This window comes from Rhodococcus sp. NPDC058532 (assembly GCF_042719255.1).
GTDB lineage: Bacteria > Actinomycetota > Actinomycetes > Mycobacteriales > Mycobacteriaceae > Rhodococcus_G.
Window position 1 is genome coordinate 104129 of record NZ_JBHXNU010000006.1, and the last position, 18156, is coordinate 122284.

17 protein-coding genes are annotated in these 18156 nt (G+C 68.6%); 10 read left to right on the plus strand and 7 right to left on the minus strand.

The features are described from left to right. Positions 1-54: 54 nt before the first annotated feature. The 6 genes from ACFWQG_RS09650 (at position 55) to ACFWQG_RS09675 (ending at position 6691) form a co-directional block, all read left to right on the plus strand. A complete protein-coding gene (locus tag ACFWQG_RS09650; RefSeq protein WP_378507545.1) occupies positions 55-1632 on the plus strand; it encodes a FadD3 family acyl-CoA ligase in 1578 nt (525 codons plus the stop codon). Continuing rightward, positions 1629-2486, plus strand: a complete 858-nt coding sequence (locus ACFWQG_RS09655; RefSeq protein WP_378507388.1) for an enoyl-CoA hydratase — start codon at positions 1629-1631, stop codon at positions 2484-2486. Before ACFWQG_RS09650 ends, ACFWQG_RS09655 begins: the two co-directional genes overlap by 4 nt. Then, on the plus strand, positions 2486-3625 hold the full coding sequence (locus tag ACFWQG_RS09660) for an acyl-CoA dehydrogenase family protein (protein ID WP_378507389.1): 1140 nt from the start codon (positions 2486-2488) through the stop codon (positions 3623-3625). The genes ACFWQG_RS09655 and ACFWQG_RS09660 overlap by 1 nt, the downstream gene beginning before the upstream one ends. Next, positions 3622-4611: an acyl-CoA dehydrogenase family protein gene (locus ACFWQG_RS09665; protein ID WP_378507390.1), complete on the plus strand. Its 990-nt coding sequence runs from the start codon at positions 3622-3624 to the stop codon at positions 4609-4611. Before ACFWQG_RS09660 ends, ACFWQG_RS09665 begins: the two co-directional genes overlap by 4 nt. Beyond that, positions 4563-5735, plus strand: coding sequence for an acyl-CoA dehydrogenase family protein (locus ACFWQG_RS09670; protein ID WP_378507391.1), 1173 nt, complete (start codon positions 4563-4565; stop codon positions 5733-5735). Before ACFWQG_RS09665 ends, ACFWQG_RS09670 begins: the two co-directional genes overlap by 49 nt. An 80-nt stretch (positions 5736-5815) precedes the next feature. After that, positions 5816-6691, plus strand: a complete 876-nt coding sequence (locus tag ACFWQG_RS09675; RefSeq protein ID WP_378507392.1) for an aldo/keto reductase — start codon at positions 5816-5818, stop codon at positions 6689-6691. Positions 6692-6711: 20 nt separating this feature from the next. Here ACFWQG_RS09675 and ACFWQG_RS09680 read toward each other — a convergent pair whose 3' ends face one another. Next, a complete protein-coding gene (locus ACFWQG_RS09680; protein WP_378507393.1) occupies positions 6712-7911 on the minus strand; it encodes a cytochrome P450 in 1200 nt (399 codons plus the stop codon). Between the two features lie 252 nt (positions 7912-8163). On the opposite strand from ACFWQG_RS09680, the gene ACFWQG_RS09685 reads away from it, so the two are divergent. Beyond that, entirely contained in the window at positions 8164-8892 is a 729-nt protein-coding gene (locus ACFWQG_RS09685; RefSeq protein ID WP_378507394.1) for an acetoacetate decarboxylase family protein, read from the plus strand. Between the two features lie 3 nt (positions 8893-8895). Here the strand turns inward: ACFWQG_RS09685 and ACFWQG_RS09690 are convergent, their stop codons facing one another. Continuing rightward, complete coding sequence (locus tag ACFWQG_RS09690; RefSeq protein WP_378507395.1) at positions 8896-9339, minus strand: SRPBCC family protein; 444 nt, start codon at positions 9337-9339, stop codon at positions 8896-8898. A 308-nt stretch (positions 9340-9647) separates the two neighbouring features. Here ACFWQG_RS09690 and ACFWQG_RS09695 point away from each other — a divergent pair, with 308 nt between their 5' ends. Then, complete coding sequence (locus ACFWQG_RS09695) at positions 9648-11702, plus strand: neutral/alkaline ceramidase (protein WP_378507396.1); 2055 nt, start codon at positions 9648-9650, stop codon at positions 11700-11702. A gap of 234 nt (positions 11703-11936) precedes the next feature. Here the strand turns inward: ACFWQG_RS09695 and hsaB are convergent, their stop codons facing one another. Genes hsaB through hsaA form a run of 4 tightly spaced genes read right to left on the minus strand, consistent with a single transcriptional unit; the run spans position 11937 to position 15473 of the window. Beyond that, a complete protein-coding gene (gene hsaB, locus ACFWQG_RS09700; RefSeq protein ID WP_378507397.1) occupies positions 11937-12515 on the minus strand; it encodes a 3-hydroxy-9,10-secoandrosta-1,3,5(10)-triene-9,17-dione monooxygenase reductase subunit in 579 nt (192 codons plus the stop codon). Beyond that, positions 12515-13411, minus strand: a complete 897-nt coding sequence (hsaC, locus tag ACFWQG_RS09705) for an iron-dependent extradiol dioxygenase HsaC (protein WP_378507398.1) — start codon at positions 13409-13411, stop codon at positions 12515-12517. The genes hsaB and hsaC overlap by 1 nt, the downstream gene beginning before the upstream one ends. Further along, complete coding sequence (gene hsaD / locus ACFWQG_RS09710) at positions 13412-14287, minus strand: 4,5:9,10-diseco-3-hydroxy-5,9,17-trioxoandrosta-1(10),2-diene-4-oate hydrolase (protein ID WP_378507399.1); 876 nt, start codon at positions 14285-14287, stop codon at positions 13412-13414. Positions 14288-14297: 10 nt separating this feature from the next. After that, positions 14298-15473 (minus strand): 3-hydroxy-9,10-secoandrosta-1,3,5(10)-triene-9,17-dione monooxygenase oxygenase subunit, encoded by a 1176-nt coding sequence (gene hsaA, locus ACFWQG_RS09715; protein ID WP_378507400.1) that lies wholly within the window; start codon positions 15471-15473, stop codon positions 14298-14300. A gap of 256 nt (positions 15474-15729) precedes the next feature. Here hsaA and ACFWQG_RS09720 point away from each other — a divergent pair, with 256 nt between their 5' ends. Both ACFWQG_RS09720 and ACFWQG_RS09725 read left to right on the plus strand, forming a co-directional pair. Further along, positions 15730-16911: a Rieske 2Fe-2S domain-containing protein gene (locus ACFWQG_RS09720; RefSeq protein ID WP_378507401.1), complete on the plus strand. Its 1182-nt coding sequence runs from the start codon at positions 15730-15732 to the stop codon at positions 16909-16911. A gap of 3 nt (positions 16912-16914) precedes the next feature. Then, complete coding sequence (locus ACFWQG_RS09725; RefSeq protein WP_378507402.1) at positions 16915-17247, plus strand: hypothetical protein; 333 nt, start codon at positions 16915-16917, stop codon at positions 17245-17247. 98 nt (positions 17248-17345) lie between these two features. On the opposite strand, the gene ACFWQG_RS09730 is transcribed toward ACFWQG_RS09725, so the two are convergent. Continuing rightward, positions 17346-18131, minus strand: coding sequence for a 2-keto-4-pentenoate hydratase (locus ACFWQG_RS09730; RefSeq protein WP_378507403.1), 786 nt, complete (start codon positions 18129-18131; stop codon positions 17346-17348). Between the last annotated feature and the right edge of the window lie 25 nt (positions 18132-18156).

The following is an 18156-nucleotide window of genomic DNA, read 5'->3' on the forward strand; positions in this document are numbered from 1 at the left end:
ACTTGCTTTGTATAGAGGTTTCGCCTCGCCCTAGGAGAAATAGTGAGCACAGATGTGACCACCGAGCCCCGGACGACCCCGGCCGCGCTGCTGCGCGCGGCGGAACTGTACGGGTCGAACGAGGCCATCGCCGACGGGTCCGACCGCGTCACCTACACCGAACTGCTGGACCGGGTCCGCACCACGGCACGGGCACTGATGGCCGCGGGCATCGAGCCCGGGGACCGGGTCGCCATCTGGGCTCCCAACACCCACCACTGGGTGGAGGCGCTGCTCGCCGCCCAGTACGCGGGCGCAACGGTGGTGCCGATCAGCACCCGGTACACCGGTCACGAGGCCCTCGACCTCCTGCAGCGCACCGCGGCCAAGGCGCTCGTCGTGCCCGCCCGGTTCCTCAAGGCGGACCGGCTCGCGAACGTGCTCGACGCAGCTGGCCCCGGCGGGCTGCCGGACCTGAAGCTCGTGGTGCGCACCCCGTCGGACAACCCGGCCGACGGCGTCCCAACGACCGCGTTCCCCGGCGGCGAGATCCTCGAGTGGGATCGGCTCGCCGCAGCGGCCGAGCCGGTGTCGGTCGCCGACGCCGACGCCCGCGCCGCCGCCGTCTCCCCCGACGACATCGCCGACATCCTGTTCACGTCCGGCACCACCGGCAAGAGCAAGGGCGTCATGACCGCGCACCGCCAGACCGTCGGCATCGCCGACGCGTGGGCCGACTGCGCCGAGATCGACTCCAACGACCGATACCTGGTCATCAACCCGTTCTTCCACACGTTCGGCTACAAGGCCGGGATCATGGTGTGCCTGCTGCGCGGCGCCACCAACGTGCCGTTCGCCACCTTCGACGTGCCGAAGGTGATGGACACCGTTGCCGCCGAGAAGGTCACCGTCCTGCCCGGCGCACCCACGATTCATCAGACGATCCTCGACTTCCCGACCCGCGACGACTACGACCTGTCGAGTCTGCGGATCGCGATCACCGGCGCCGCCGCGGTCCCGGTCGTCCTCGTCGAGCGGCTGCAGGCCGAACTCGGGTACGAGGCGGTCCTCACCGCATACGGCCAGACCGAGGCGGTCGTGGTGACGATGTGCCGCACCGACGACGATCCGGTCACGGTCGCGACGTCGTCCGGACGCGCCATCCCCGGTATGGAGGTGCGGATCGGCGACCAGGGCGAGATCCTGGTGCGCGGCGAGAACGTCATGCTCGGCTACCTCGACGATCCCGAGGCCACCGCGAAGACGATCGACGCCGACGGCTGGCTGCACACCGGCGACGTGGGCGTCCTCGACGAGCGCGGCTACCTGGACATCACCGACCGTCTCAAGGACATGTACATCTCGAACGGGTTCAACGTGTACCCGGCCGAGGTCGAAAACACCCTGGCGCGCATCGATTCCGTTGCCGAGGCCGCGGTCATCGGCATTCCGGACGAGCGGGCGGGCGAGGTCGGCCGCGCGTACGTGGTCGTGAAGCCGGGCGCCACCCTCACCGCCGACGAGGTCATCGCGTTCTGCAAGGAGCGTCTGGCCGGCTTCAAGATTCCGCGCGAGGTGCGGATCGTCGACGGGTTGCCCCGTAACCCGTCCGGCAAGGTCCTCAAGAACGATCTGCGCGAGGGAAAGTCGTGACCCCTCCCCTTCCGGACGAGGGCGAGGTCGTCACCTACCAGGTGCGCGACCACATCGCGTACGTGACACTCAATCGCCCCGAGTACCGCAATGCGCAGAACTCGGTGATGACGTACGCACTCGATGCCGCCTTCGAACGGGCCGTCGAGGACGACGACGTCAAGGTGATCGTGCTGGCGGGCAACGGCGAGCACTTCAGCGCCGGTCACGACATCGGCACGCCGGGCCGCGACCATCACGTGCACTACGAGAACAAGGCCGCACTGTGGTGGGATCACCTCGGAAAGCCCGGCGGCGACCAGCGTTTCGCCAGAGAAACCGAGGTGTACCTCGGAATGTGCAGGCGCTGGCGGGAGATTCCGAAGCCGATGATCGCGCAGGTGCACGGCGCGTGCATCGCGGGTGGTCTGATGCTCGCGTGGTGTTGCGACCTGATCGTCGCCTCCGACGACGCGTTCTTCTCCGATCCCGTTGTCCGGATGGGTATTCCCGGGGTCGAGTACTTCGCGCACCCGTGGGTGCTCGGGTCGCGGTTCGCCAAGGAGATCCTCTTCACCGGAGACCGCTTCACCGCGCAGCGCGGGTACGAGGTCGGCATGGTCAACCGGGTGGTGCCCCGCGCCGATCTCGCCGCAGCGACCAAGGACCTCGCCGACCGGGTCGCGCAGATGCCGCGCTTCGGCCTTGCCCTGACCAAGAAGGCCGTCAACCAGTGCGAGGACCTGATGGGTCAGCGCGCGGGCATGGACTCGGTCTTCGGCCTGCATCACTTCGCCCACGCGCACAACGCCGAGGTGGGCAGGGACTCGCTGGGTGGAATGGACGTCAACAGTATGAAAGCGAAGGCGAAATAGTGGATCTCGAACTGGACGACAAGGCCCGCGCCTTCCAGCTGGAAGTGCGGGAGTGGCTCGCGGCCAACGTCCCGGCACAGCCGCTGCCGTCGATGGACACCGCGGAGGGCTTCGAGGCCCACCGCGAGTGGGAGCACAAGCTGGCCGACGCCCGCCTGTCGACCGTCGCCTGGCCCGCCGAATTCGGTGGCCGCGACGCGTCGATGATCGAATGGGTGCTCTTCGAAGAGGAGTACTACAAGGCGGGCGCGCCCGGCCGGGTCAGCCAGAACGGCATCTTCCTGTTCGCGCCGACCCTGTTCGAGCACGGCACGCCGGAGCAGCTCGCCCGGATCATGCCGCGCATGTCGCGTGCCGACGACATCTGGGCGCAGGCCTGGTCCGAGCCGGAGGCCGGATCCGACCTTGCCGGCATCCGCTCGACGGCCCGCCGCACCGAGGGCGGCTGGATCCTCAACGGGCAGAAGACGTGGAGCTCGCGCGCGGTGTACGCCGACTGGGGCTTCGGCATGTTCCGCACCGACCCGGAGGCGCAGCGCCACAAGGGTCTGACCTACTTCATGTTCCCGCTGAACCAGGATGGCGTCACGGTGCGGCCGATCCCGCAGCTCGACGGCGAGCCGGGCTTCGCGGAGATCTTCTTCGAGGACGTGTTCGTCCCGGACACCGACGTCGTCGGCGAGGTGAACAACGGCTGGCGGGTGGCGATGAGCACCGCGAGCAACGAGCGTGGCCTGTCGCTGCGCAGCCCGGGCCGCTTCATGTCCGCGGTCGACCGTCTCGTCGAGGTGTGGAAGTCAGGCGCCGACACCACCGACACCGCCGCACGGGATCGTGTCGTCGACGCGTGGATCGGCGCCGAGGCGTACCGGCTGCACACCTGGGGCACCGTCACCCGGATGCTTGAGGGCGTTCCGCTGGGTGTCGAGGGCTCCATCAACAAGATCTTCTGGTCCGAGCTCGACGTCCGCATCCACGAGACGGCCCTCGACCTGCTCGGTGCCGACGGCGAGCTCGCCGGCACCTGGCAGGACGGCTACCTGTTCTCGCTGTCCGGCCCGATCTATGCCGGCACCAACGAAATTCAGCGCAACATCGTTGCCGAGCGGCTGCTCGGACTCCCGAAGGCGGATCGATGAAATTCTCCCTATCCACCGAGCAGCGCGACTTCGCGGACAGCCTCCGCGGCCTGCTCGCCGGTGCCAACACCCCGGCCGTCGTCCGCTCCTGGGGCGAGAACGACACCGCCCCCGGTCGTGAGCTGCTGACCCAGCTCGCCGAGACCGGCGTGACCGCGCTCGCGATCCCCGAGGAGTACGACGGGATCGCCGCGCACCCGGCCGATCTCGCCGTTGCCTTCCTCGAACTGGGCCGCGCCGCGGTCCCCGGACCGCTCGTCGAGACCGCGGCCGCGGTCCCCGCACTGCTGTCCGCCCTCGGTGACCAGTCGCTCGCGAAGCGGTTCCTGCCCGGCATCGCCGAGGGCACCTCCCTCGCATCGCTGGTGCTCGAACCGTCCACCCCGCGCGCCCTCGACGCCGACCTGGCCGACCCCGTCCTGCGAGTCAGCGGCGACACCCTCGAACTGGTCCGCCCGACCACGCAGCTCGAGTCCGTCGACCCGGCCCGGCGCCTGTTCGAGGTGGAGGCCGTCGAGACCCTGGCCCAGGGGCCGGACGTCGCCGCGGCCGCCGAGCAGGCCTACGACCTCGCGGTGCTCGCGGTCTCCGCTCAACTGATCGGCGCCGGTCACGCGATGATCGACACGGCAACCGACTACGCGAAGAACCGCGCGCAGTTCGGCCGGGTCATCGGCAGCTTCCAGGCCGTCAAGCACCACCTGTCCGACGCGAAGGTCGCCGTCGAGATGGCCACCCCGCTGGTGTACGGCGCGGCGATCGCGATCGCCGACGGCGCCGACACCGTCGCCCGCGACGTCTCCGCCGCGAAGGTCGCCGCCGCGAATGCCGCCTACCTCGCGTCCCGCAAGGCGCTGCAGGTGCACGGCGCGATCGGCTACACCCTCGAGTGCGATCTGTCGCTGTGGCTGACCAAGGTCCGTGCGCTGCAGTCCGCATGGGGCACCACCGCCGCGCACCGCGCGCGGGTTGCGAGCGCGCTGTGAGCGGCGTCGGGGTGTTCGCGGAGGAGCAGCTCGAGCTTCGCAAGACCGTCGCGCAGCTGCTGACCAAGCGCGCCGATCCGGCCGCGCTGCGCAAGACCCTCGAGTCCGGCGATGCCTTCGACCGCGGCCTGTGGGACGTGCTGTGCCAGCAGGTCGGTGTCGCGGCGCTGGCGATCCCGGAGGAGTTCGGCGGCTTCGGCGCCACCGTCGTCGAGCAGCACCTGGTGCTCGAGGAGCTCGGTGCCGCGTTGACGCCGTCGCCGATGTTCGGTTCCGCGGTCCTTGCCGCGCAGGCGATCCTGGCGACCGGGAACGCCGAGGCGTGCGAGCGCCTGCTCCCCGGCATCGCTGAGGGTGCCTCGATCGCCGCGCTGTGCTGGGTCGGCCCCGAGGGACACTGGCGCAGCGACGATGTCGCGACCTCCGCGTCCGGCAGCGAGGCCGACGGCTACACCGTCTCGGGCACCGCGCACTACGTGCTCGACGGTGCGCACGCCGACGTGCTGATCGTCGCGGCCTCGATCGGCGGCGGCATCGAACTGTTCGAGGTGGATCCGTCGGCCGACGGTGTTGCCCGCAGGCAGCTGCCGACGATGGACCTCACCCGTCCGCTGTCGCTGGTGGAGTTCACCGCCGCGTCGGCGGTCCGGCTCACCGACGGCGACGCCTCCCCGGCGCTCGAGCGGGTCCGGCAGATCGCGATCGTCGCGCAGACCGCCGAGCAGGTCGGTGCCGCGGCGCGCTGCCTGCAGATGACCGTCGACTACAGCAAGGACCGGGTCCAGTTCGGTCGCGCAATCGGCAGCTTCCAGGCGCTCAAGCACCGGATGGCCGACCTGTACTTCCTGGTCGAGACGGCCCGGTCGGCGTCCTACGCGGCGGTGTACTCGCTGAGCGAGGGCCTGCCGTCCGCGGCCGCCGACGCCGCGGTCGCGAAGGCGTACTGCTCCGAGGCGCTGCTCGCGGTCACCGGCGACGCGATCCAGCTGCACGGCGGCATCGCGATCACCTGGGAGCACGACGCGCACCTGTACTTCAAGCGTGCGCACGGCAGCGCGCAGCTGTTCGGGCAGCCCGCGGAGTTCGTCAAGGAGATGGAGTCGCTCGCGGGCCTGCCCGCCTGACCGCAGTCCCCACCCGTGGAAGGGCCGGCCCGAACATTTCGGGTCGGCCCTTCCCGCGTCGGCACGCCTAGCCTGGACCCATGACCACTCCAGAGATCACCCTGAATTCCGGAACCGTCATCCCGCAGCTGGGCCTCGGCGTGTGGCAGGCCACCGACGACGAGACCGAACGCGCCGTCCGCTTCGCCATCGACGAGGCGGGCTACCGACACATCGACACCGCGGCCGCATACGGCAACGAGGCGGGCGTCGGGCGCGGTATCGCGTCGGCGGCCGTGCCCCGCGAGGACGTCTTCGTCACCACCAAGCTGTGGAACACCGACCAGGGCTATGCCCCCGCGTTGAAGGCGTTCGACGCGAGCCTGTCCAGGCTGGGGCTCGACCACGTCGACCTGTACCTGATCCACTGGCCGCTCCGGGACCGGGACACCCGGCTGCGCACCTGGGACGCGATGGAGGAGATCGCCGGATCGGGGCGTGCCAGGGCGATCGGTGTGTGCAACTTCGAGCCGCACCACCTGCAGGAGCTGGTGGACCGCGGCGGGATGCTCCCCGCCGTCGACCAGGTCGAACTGCACCCGCACCTGCCCCAGCACGCGATCCGCGACGCCGCGGCGCGGCACGGCATCGCGGTCGAGTCGTGGAGTCCCCTCGGCGGCACCGCGAACGCCGGGTGGGGTCCGGCGTCCAAGCCCAACACGCTGCTCGGCGACCCGCTCGTCGCCCGCGTCGGGGAGCGGCACGGCAAGTCCCCCGCGCAGGTCCTGATCCGCTGGCACCTGCAGAACGGGCTGATCGTGATCCCGAAATCGGTGCACGAGGACCGCATCACCCAGAACGCCGACGTCCTCGACTTCACGCTCACCGAGCGGGATCTCGCCGACCTCGCGACCCTCGACACCGGTATCCGGGTCGGCTTCCATCCCGACGAGATGAACCTCGGCGCCCCGAGCTGAGTCGGTGGCCCACGGGCCGGTTACCTGCGCGGGGCGCTCGCGACGAATGTCACGGGCATCGTCTCGATCCCGGTGACGAAGTTCGCCGGGCGCCTCGGCAGCGGTCCGTCCGCGGCGAGTTCCATTGTCGGGATCCGGTCGAGAAGACGCTCGAACATCAGTCGCCCCTCCAGCCTGGCCAGCTGATTCCCAAGGCAGAAGTGGGATCCGAAACCGAACGCGATGTGCGGGTTCGGGTTGCGGGTGATGTCGAAGGTCGCGGGGTTCTCGAAGGCCGCTTCGTCGAAGTTTGCGGCCTCGAACAGCAGCATCATCTTCTCGCCCTCGTGCATGCGGGTGCCGTGGAACTCGACATCGCGGGTCACCGTGCGGCACATGTTCTTCACCGGTGACACCCAGCGCAGCATCTCCTCGAGCGCCGACGGCATCAGGGCGCGGTCGGCGATCAGCGTGTCGCGCTGCCGCGGATCGCGCAGCAACTGTTCCATCCCCCCGCTGAGGACGTGCCGGGTGGTTTCGTCGCCGCCGATCAGGATCAGCAGGGTCTCCGCGACGATCTCCTCGTCGGTGAGCCGCTGCCCGTCGACCTCGGCGTGCACCAGGACGCTGGTGAGGTCGTCGGTCGGCGCGGTCCGCCGCTCCTCGATGGTCCGCATCGTGAACTCGACGAATGCGACGTAGGCGGCCATCATCCTGTCGATCGCTTCGTCGGACGCGTTGCTTCCCTGCGCCCTGACGAGGTCGTCGCTCCACTCCAGGAACATCGCCCGCTCCTGGGGACGGACCCCGAGCATGTCGCCGATCACGGCCATCGGGAGCGGTGCGGCGAGATCCCGGACGAAGTCGCACTCCCCCCTGTCGACGACCGCGTCGATCAGGTCGTCACAGATCCGCGCGATGTCGTCGACCTTCGCCTCGACCCGCTTGCGGGTGAACCCGGTGTTGACCAGCTTGCGCCGGTGCAGGTGGCGAGGATCGTCCATGTCGATCATGTGCGGCAGGGGCCCGATCTCGGGCCGGATCCCCCCGGCATTGGAGAACAGACCCGCATCGCGCTCGGCGGCGACCACGGCGGCATGGCTCGCGGCGGCGGCCATCCCCGCGCGGTCGCGGAACACCGGCTCGTTGACCCGCATCCAGGCGTACGCCTCCCGCGGATCGCCGAGTTCCCCCGCGTAGAACCGCCCGTCGACCAGCTCGATGTCGGGTCGCATCGCCATCCCCTCGGTCCGTCCTGATGACACCGTCCGGGCCGAGCGTAGGCGCTCACGGTCCACGGCATGCCCGAATGAGGTCGGCATGATAGAACAGGTAGAACAGGTTCCACCCAGTCGAGGGGAGCGCGCGGTGGACATCAACGGTTGGGGTGCGATGCCCGAGCTTGACAGCCGGATGTGGCGTCGTGGAGCGGATTTCAGCTCACCGCCCGAGCCCGCCCGTGACGCCGACCGCGCGGGTGCGGCGGCCCGGCCGTGACCGCCCACGACATCCTCGGGCAGCGGGTCCAGATGCCGGTGCGGATCCGGCACGCGACGGCGTTCATGGCGATGTACTCGGTGCCGACGGCGGCGGCGCAGCACCTGATCGACCACACCGGCCTAAATATGCTCCAATTCCGCCCCGGTCGCGGACTGTGCGGCCTCGTCTTCGTCGACTACGTCGACGGCGACCTCGGACCCTACAACGAGTTCGGGGTGGTGTTCATGGTCCGCGACCACCACACCGTCGGCGGTTCGGTCCTCGGCGATCTGACCGCGCTCGCGAGGGGCCGGGCGGGGGCACTGATCCACCACCTCCCCGTCGATGGCGACTTCACCCTTGCCGCGGGCCGCGGCATCTGGGGATTCCCCAAGGTGCTTGCGGACTTTCACGCCGATCACGCGTCGGACGTCAAGCATGCGTCGGTAAGCCGGGACGGCCAGCTGATCGCGAACCTGACGGTGCGGCCTGGCGTTAAGACGCCGGACCGGGGGCCGGGCACGACGATGCAGGCGTACTCGCATCTCGACGGCACCACCCGCCGCACCGCGTGGGAGATGAATCCGAGCGGGGTCCGCGCCCGCCCTGGCGGCGGCGACCTGACCCTCGGATCGCATCCGATTGCCGCCGAGCTGCGAACCCTCGGCCTGCCACGCCGGGCGCTGATGACCACGTCCATTCCCAGCCTGAGGATGACCTTCGGGGACGCGCGCCCCGTGTGACGGTCACGACTCCAGGATGGTCTTCGCCTTCTCGAGGTTGCCCCGAACGTCGTGCGCGTACAGCTTCTGGACGATCGAGTCGGCGAACGTAAAGATCCCGGTGCCCGCCTCCGACTCCTGACTGAGGGTCACCCTGGTTCCCGTTCCGTCGGTGGCGAAGTCGATGTCGCGAACGTAACCGATCTTCGATCGCGTCGAGCGGTACCGCAGGTGCTTGTTCGCCTCGCGGACCTCCACCTCCTCCTCACCGTCGAGCCGCAGTCCCGCAACCTTGGCGACATAGGCCGCCGTCGAGCCCGCCTCGCCCGGCTGGCCAGACTGGGTGTTGTAGTCAACGACGTTGCTGTTCCACGCGGTGGCGTTCGCCGGGTTCGACAGGTAGTCGAACACGTCGCCGAGCGGGCGGGCGATCGTGATCGATTCCTCGATTCTCAGTGTCCTTGCCATGACGCTTCCTGCCTCGCGAGTGCGTGCTCATCCTCGACCGACGAACACGGCGGTGACGATCGCCCAGCGGCGGCCGGGGGCAGGGCCCGACGATGTTCGGGACGGTTGCTGCTGTCGCGGCGTTCGCGCCGCTCGATGCCTGCCCCGGCGGTCCCGGTGACGACCTACTGGCGTTCTCATCGTAGTCCCGCCCGCGGCACGACAGAAGGCCTGCACAAGGTCTTGCCAAACCGCACTCCGGTCGTGTGTGCTGTCAGCTGGACAGTTGACCAGATTGTATTTTCGACAGCCTCCCAAAGGATTTCCTCGTGAAGATCAGTCGACGCAGTGTGCTCGCCTGCGCCGCGACCGCACCGGTGCTCGCTGCCGTTGCCGGGTCCTCCGGCGCCGCCAACGCTAGCCCAGCCCCCTCGACACCCGGTAACGGCCGCGCGGGCGTGGGATTCCGGGTCGGTGTCGGCCGCGCCGACGTGACCGGTCCGGTCGCCGAGAACGGCATGATGGGCTACTCACAGTTCGACCAACGCACCGAGGGGCTGCACCAGCGCACCCGGGTGCGCGCCTACGTCTTCGCCGACACCGAGGACCGTCGCGTCGTCTACGCCTGCGCCGACACCTGCATGGTGTTCCAGTCCGTGCACGACGCGGTCCTCGCCCGACTGGCCGCGAAGTACGGTCCGCTCTACACCGAGAGCAACGTGATGCTCACCGCCGTGCACTCGCACGCGGCGTGTGGCGGTGCATCGCACGACTACGCATACAGCCTGGCCACCCTCGGGTTTCAGCCGCAGGTCTTCGATGCCGAGGTGGACGGGATGGTGGAGGCGATCAGCGCCGCCCACGACGATCTCGCGACGGGCACGCTCGCATACGGGCGCAGCGAACTCCGCGACGCCAGCGTCAACCGGTCCCGCGCGGCCTTCGATCGGAACCCGCAGCGAGACAAGGACTACTACCCGCTGGGCATCGACACCGCGATGCGGGTGCTCCGGATCGGACGCGGCGACGAGAATGTCGGGGCCATCGCCTGGTTCCCCACCCACGGCGCATCGTTGACCAACGAGAACCACCTGGTGTCGGGGGACAACAAGGGGGCTGCGGCCTACTTCTGGGAGCACGATGTCGCGGGCGTGCGCTACCTGGACGAGGCCCCCGGCTTCGTCGCGTGCTTCCCCCAAACCAACACCGGCGACATGTCCCCGAACCTGGACCTCCGGCCGGGCACCGGGCCCACCGACGACGAGTTCGAGAACGCCCGGATCATCGGCGAACGTCAGGTCGCGGCCGCCCGCGAGGCCTTCGACGGTGCATCCCCCCTCTCCTCCCCCGTGGTCGACAGCCGAATCATGTACCTGGACATGGCCAACCAGGAGGTGGACGGCCGGTACACCGGTGACGGCCAGCCCCGACGGACGGCGCCGGCGTGCATCGGCGCGGCAATGGCCGCGGGCAGCACCGAGGACGGGCCGGCGATCGAGATCTTCACCGAGGGAACCCGCAATCCGCTCCTTGGCGCCCTTGGCGGTGCCGAGCAGACCACCCCACAGTGGCTCGCCGACGCGCAGGCGCCCAAGCTGGTGCTGGTTCCGGTCGGACTGCTGCCACCCGACGGCTGGGTGCCGCACGTGCTCAAGATCCAGATCCTCCGCATCGGTGAGGTCTACGTGGTCGGCGGCCCGGCCGAGTTCACGATCGTCTCGGGACTGCGGATCCGCCGCACCGTCGCCGAGGAACTCGGTGTGCCGCTGGAGAACGTGATCTTCAACGGCTACGCGAACGCGTACTCGAGCTACTGCACCACCCCGGAGGAGTACGACGCACAGCAGTACGAGGGCGGCTCGACGCTCTTCGGGCGCAACACCCTGCCCGCCTACCAGCAGGGCTACGCGCGGCTCGCTGGCGCCCTGCGCGACGGCATCGACGTCCCCCGCGGGCCTGCGCCGCGGGACCTGTCTGCGTTCCAGCCCGGATTTGGCGCGGACTTCCCCGTCGACGCCCCGCCCGCAGGCCGCTCCTTCGGTGACGCCCTGGTTCAGCCCCCGGCCCGGGTCGAGGTCGGGAGCCGCGTCGTCGTCGAGTTCGCCACCGGTCACCCGAAGAACAACCTGCACCGCGGCGGAACATACCTGGAGGTGCAGCGTCGCGACGGCGGGCGGTGGGTCCGGCATGCCGATGACGGGGACTGGTCCACGCGGTACCGGTGGCGCCGCGAGGGACCGAACGGGTCGGTCGCGACGATCAGCTGGGACGTGCCCGCGGGAACGTCCCGCGGCCGCTATCGGATCCTGCACTTCGGCGACCGCAAGGACCCGGGCGGGGTCGTCGTGCCGTTCACCGGCACCTCCGCGGAGTTCGAGATCTGACAACCGCCCGCGGATCGCCTCGCCCGGCACGCCGGTGGGAGGGCCGCAGAGCCGCCGGCATCCCGGCGAGCGAACGGCACATTCATTCGATCTGATCGACTGAACGCTTCCGTTCAGTCGGACATTGGGGTGGTGGTGCGGGGGGAAGCCAAAAGGGCCCGTCCACACGATCTCTCGTGTGGACGGGCCCTTTGTCGCCCCTCCGGGTATGTGGTGGCGTGTGCGGCGGTGCCGCTACAGCCAGGTGTCCTCCGTGGTCGCGGTGAGGAACGCTTCGAGGTCGTCCCGCCACGGCGCCGGCACGGTCTTCTCCGGCTCGATGGCGGTGTACTGACCGCGGTAGAACAGCAACGGCCGTTCCGTCTTGACCTCGCTCATCGACGAGATGCGACCGAAGACCACGTAGTGGTCACCGCCGTCGTGCACGGTCTCGACGGTGCAGTCGATGTGGGCGAGCGAGTTCTCGATGATCGGCGACCCGAGCGGCGACGGCTCCCACCCGATCCCGGCGAACTTATCGGGTTCGCGGGATCCGAACCGGGCGCACACGTCCTGCTGCTCCTCGGCGAGGACGTTCACACAGAACTTCCCGGTCCGCTCAATTGCCGCCCAGGAGCGGGACCCCTTGGTCGGGCAGAACAGCACCAACGGCGGGTCGAGCGACAGGGCCGCGAAGGACTGGCACGCGAACCCGACCGGCTGCCCGTCGTCCACGGTCGTGATGATCGTGACGCCGGTGCAGAACTGTCCGAGGACGTTTCGGAACTGACGCGGGTCGATGGCCGCGCCGGTTCCGGGTTCGGGCGCCGTCACTACTTGAACCCGACGGTGAAGTCGTGGCCCCACAGGCTCACGGCGGTGGACTCGCGCGCGATCCAGTTCTCGTCCTCGACCTCAAGCCCCTCACACCCGAACTCGACGTCGAATCCGCCCGGCGTCTTCATGTAGAAGGACAGCATCAGGTCGTTGACGTGCCTGCCGAGGCTGGCCGACATCTTGACCTTCTTGCGGATCGCGCGGTCCAGGCAGAGTCCGACGTCGTCGGAGTTCTCCACCTCGACCATCAGGTGCACGATCCCGCTCGGGTTCGGCAGCGGCGCGAACGCCAGGCTGTGGTGCCGCGGGTTGCAGCCGAGGAAACGCAGCCAGGCCGGGTCCCCGTCCGCCGGACGGCCGACGACCTGCGGGGGCAGGCGCATCGAGTCGCGCAGCTTGAACCCGAGCACGTCCCGGTAGAACTCGAGGTCCGCGGCATCGTCCTTGGTTGCGAGCACCACGTGCCCAAGCCCCTGCTCGCCGGTGACGAACTTGTGTCCGTACGGGCTGACGATCCGGCGGTGCTGCAGGGCGATGGTATGGAAGATCTCCAGGCGGGAACCGGAGGCGTCGCGGCACGTGATGAACTCGACGACGTTGCGCTCGGCCGCCTCCTCCTTGGTGCCCTCCTCGAACTCCCAGTCGGCCTTGGCGAGCCGCTCCCGGATCTCCTGCAGGCCTTCGGCGTTCGCACATTCCCAGCCGGTCGAGTACAGGCCGTCCCGCTCACCGGGGACGATCACCAGTCGGGCCGGGTAGTCGTCCATCCGCAGGTAGAGGTTCTCGGGGTTGCCCTTGCCCTCGACCATGCCGAGCACCTTGAGCCCGTACTCGCGCCAGGCCGCCATGTCGGTCGACTCGATGCGCAGGTAGGCCAGTGCGCGAATACTCATCTACTTGCCCCCTTCGAGTAGGAAGTCAGATGCGAGCCGGTTGAACTCGTCGAACTTCTCGAGCTGAGCCCAGTGCCCGCAGCCGCCGAACACGTGCAGCTGCACGCGCGGAATCATCTTCAGCGCCACCAGCGCCCCGTCGATCGGGTTGACCCGATCCTCGCGGCCCCAGATCAACAGCACCCGCTGACGCAGCTTGTACGCGTCGCGCCAGAGCATCCCGAGCTCGAACTCCGGGCCGGAGAACGACTTGCCCATCGCCTTCGCCGCGGCGAGGGACTCGGGCGTGCTCGCCGCCGCGAACCGGTCGTCGATCAGCTCGTCGGTGATGAGCTTCTGGTCGAACACCATGATGCGCAGGAACGCCTCAAGGTTCTCCCTGGTCGGCTGGTAGCTGAACTTGCCGAGGTTCTTCACGCCCTCGGTCGGGTCCGGCGCGAACAGGTTGACACTCAGCCCGCCGGGACCCATCAGCACCAGCCGGCCCGCCCGGTCCGGGTGGTCCAGCGCGAACCGGACCGCCGCACCGCCGCCGAGCGAATTGCCCAGCAGGTGCACGCGATCGGTGATGCCGAGGGTGTCGAGCAGATCCTTGAGCGCCGATGCACTGTGCCGGAAGTACTGCGGGTGCTCGGTCGGCTTGTCGGAGCGGCCGTAGCCGGGCTGATCGACCGCGATGACGTGGAATCGCTCCGCAAGGACCGGAATGTTCTTGGCGAAGTTGGACCACGACGACGCACCGGGGCCGCCGCCGTGCAGCAGCACGATGGTGGGGCCGTTTCCGACGCCCGCCTCGTGGTAGTGCAGCTTCAGATCCTCGCGGACCTGGGCGAACCGGGAAGTCGACTCGTACGTGAGTTCGTCGGTAACTGTCACGGGCGTTCTCCTAGACCATCGTGTCGGTCAGCGGCAGGCCGAATTCGGCGCCACCGAACATCACGTAGGCCCGCTCGGCGTCGTTGGCCGCATGCACCCGGCCTGCGTGGGCGTCACGCCAGAAGCGCTGGATCGGGGTGCCGTTCGCGAGGGCGGTGGCACCGGAGTTCTCGAAGAGCAGGTCGATCGACGCGATCGCCCGCGCGGTGGCGCGGACCTGGTCTCGTCGGGCAGCCAGTCGCAGCTCGATCGGGATCTCCTTGCCCGCCAACAGGAGGGCGTACTCGTCGGCGACGTTGCCGGACAGCTGACGCCAGGCGGCGTCGATGTCGCTGGAGGCCTGGGCGATCCGGATCTTGGCGAACGGATCATCCTTGGCCTTCTCGCCCGCGTACGCGGCGCGGACCCGCTTGCCCTGGTGCTCGACGTGGGCGTCGTACGCGCCGTAGGCCATGCCGACGATCGGGGTGGAGATGGTGGTGGGATGGATGGTGCCCCACGGCATCTTGTAGACCGGGGCGGTGTTCTGCTGCAGACCGGGCGCGGTCAGGTCGCTCATCGCCTTGAAGCTCAGGAAGCGGTGCCGGGGCACGAAAACGTCCTTGACGACGACGGTGTTCGAGCCGGTGCCGCGCAGGCCGACCACGTTCCACACGTCGTCGATCTCGTAGTCCTCGCGCGGGATCAGGAAGCTGCCGAAGTCGACCGGGCGGCCGTCCTTGATGACCGGACCGCCGACGACGACCCACGTCGCGTGATCGGAGCCCGAGGACCAGGCCCAGGAGCCGTTGACCTTGTATCCGCCGTCGACGACCTCACCGGCACCCATCGGCGCGTAGGACGAGGAGATCCGGACGTCGGTGTCCGTGCCCCACACGTCCTCCTGCGCCTGCTGGTCGAACAGCGCCAGGTGCCAGTTGTGCACGCCGATGATGCCGGCGACCCAGCCGGTGGAGCCGCAGGCGCTCGCGATGTTGCGGACCGCGGTGTAGAAGGTGACCGGATCGGCCTCGTATCCGCCCCACTGCTTCGGCTGCAGCAGCTTGAAGAAGCCCGCCTCCTGCAACGCCTTGATCGACTCGTCCGGGATGCGACGCAGATCCTCGGTCTCCTGGGCACGCTCGCGGAAGGCCGGCAGTAGCTCGTTCAGCTTCTCCATCACCACGTGACTGTCGTGCTCACTCACTGGTCGCTCCCTCATGTGTGTCGATATGGGTGTATGTCGGTTGGGGGTGTCGATACGCGCCGCGCGTGGATCTCGCATTGCAGGCGGTTCACCTTCGCACCTGAGACTAGAACACGTTCCCATTTGTGTCGAGAGGAGCGATGCAGCGCAGGTCAGACGTTCACGACACGACCGACTCGCCGTGAAATCTAGCGAAATGCTGCCGGGTTCTATAACGTGTTCTAGTACAGGAAGACGAAGGGATGTGAGGGCAGAGATGACGCAGACGAGCGGCGCACCCACCCCCCGCAAGGTGCGGGAAATCGACGTGGGCACCACGCCGACCCGGTTCGCCCGCGGTTGGCACTGCATCGGACTCGAGCGAGAGTTCCAGGACGGCAAGCCACACGCGGTGGAGGCGTTCGGCACCAAGCTCGTCGTCTTCGCCGACAGCGAGGGCAAGCTGAACGTCCTCGACGCGTACTGCAGGCACATGGGTGGCGATCTCAGCCAGGGCAGCATCAAGGGCGACTCGGTGGCCTGCCCGTTCCATGACTGGCGCTGGGGCGGCAACGGCAAGTGCACCGACATCCCCTACGCCCGCCGGGTTCCGCCGCTGGCGCGCACCCGGTCGTGGACCACCCTGCAGCGCAACAAGATGCTGTACGTGTGGCACGACGCGGAGGGCAACCAGCCGCCGGAGGACGTCACCATTCCGGAGCTTCCGGAGGTGCTCACCGACGAGTGGACCGACTGGGAGTGGCACCGGCTCGAGGTCAAGGGCTCCAACTGCCGCGAGATCGTCGACAACGTCGTGGACATGGCGCACTTCTTCTACGTGCACTTCGGCTTCCCGAAGTACTTCAAGAACGTCTTCGAGGGTCACGTCGCGACGCAGTACCTGCAGAACCACGGCAGGCCCGACGTCGGGACCATGGGCACCCAGTACGGCGACTCGGTGCTGGACTCCGAGGCGTCGTACTTCGGACCGTCCTTCATGGTGAACTGGCTGCACAACAACTACAGCGGGTTCAAGGTCGAGAGCCTGCTGATCAACTGCCACTACCCGATCACCCAGGACTCGTTCATGCTGATGTACGGCGTGAGCGTCGAGAAGCCCAAGGGCCTGGACGAGGCCACCTCGGTCAAGCTCGCCCGCAAGTTCACCGAGGGCGTCGCGATGGGCTTCGAGCAGGACGTCGCGATCTGGAAGAACAAGAGCAAGATCGAGAACCCGCTCCTCTGCGAGGAAGACGGCCCGGTCTACCAGCTGCGCCGGTGGTACGAGCAGTTCTACGTCGACATCGCCGACGTCGACGAGAAGATGACGCAGCGCTTCGAGTTCGAGATCGACACCACCAAGGCCGTCGAGGCGTGGCAGCGCGAGGTCGACGCAAACCTCGCCCGCCAGGCCGAGGAGAAGGCCGCCGCCGAATCCGACAACAAGACGGGCGTGTAGACGATGACCTCGACCTGGTCCAAGGCCCCGGACTTCGCGGACAACCCGGCCCGGGTCGAGGCCATTCGCGCGCAGACCGCCGTCGACCTGCACACCTATCTCGAGGATGGGCTGCAGGAGGTGGAGTGCCGCAGCTGCCACACCTGTGTGCTGGTCCGCAAGAACAGCTTCAACCACACCAGCATCCAGTGGCAGTCCGATCCGGCAACGGTGTGCCCGGAGTTCGCGGGCGCGGGCGGGAGCACCGGGTCCCGGCAGACCTGCCCGCGCCTGGTCGCGAGCATCAACCACGCGGTGCTCGAGGGCATCGTCGAGGTCCGGGACCCGAATCCCTGACCGCCACCCGCACCCCCACATGGTGAAGGGCACTTTTACCCGGCCTGGCCGGGCGAAAGTGCCCTTCACCGTTTGCCGGCCTGGCCGCCGGAGGACGGCTAGACGAACTGCAGCGACACCGATCCGAGCCCGGTGAAGTCCGCACGGACCCGGTCACCCGGCCGGACATCGACCGCCCGCGTGCACGATCCGGGCAGCACGATGTCCCCGGCCCGGAGGCGAACGCCGTAGTCGGCAACCTCCCTGGCGAGCCAGGCCACCGCGGCGGCCGGGTTGCCGAGCACCGCATCACTGCGCCCGGCCGCGACCTGCTCACCGTTGACCGTGAGGGTGGCGTCGATCGCGGTCACGTCGATATCGGCGGGCCGGACCCGGGCCGCCCCGATCGCGTGGCCGGCGTACGAGGCGTTGTCGGCGATCGTGTCGACCAGCCCGATCTGCCAGTCCACGATGCGGGAGTCGATCAGTTCGACGGACGGAATCACGAATTCCGTTGCCCGCAGCACGTCGTCGGCCGTGCACCCGGCACCGGGCAGGTCCGCGCCGAGAATGAAGGCCACCTCGACCTCCACCCGCGGCAGCAGGTAGTTCGCGCACGGGACCGGCGCGTCCTCGCGCAGTTCCCTGGTGTCGAACAGGTGCCCGTAATCCGGTTCGGTGACGCCGAACATCTGCTGCATCGCCTCGGCGGTCAGCCCGACCTTGTGCCCGACCACCCGCTCCCCCGCGGCGATGCGACGGCGAATGTTGATCAGCTGGATCTCATACGAGTCGGCAACATCGATCGCGGGGTACGTCACCGAAAGGGGCGCTATCGGGGCGAGCCCCTTCTCGGCGGCGTGCAGCAGGTCCGCGACCGTGAGACGCAGATCGGAGGTGAGCAATAGTCGTTCCTCATGGTGGCATTCG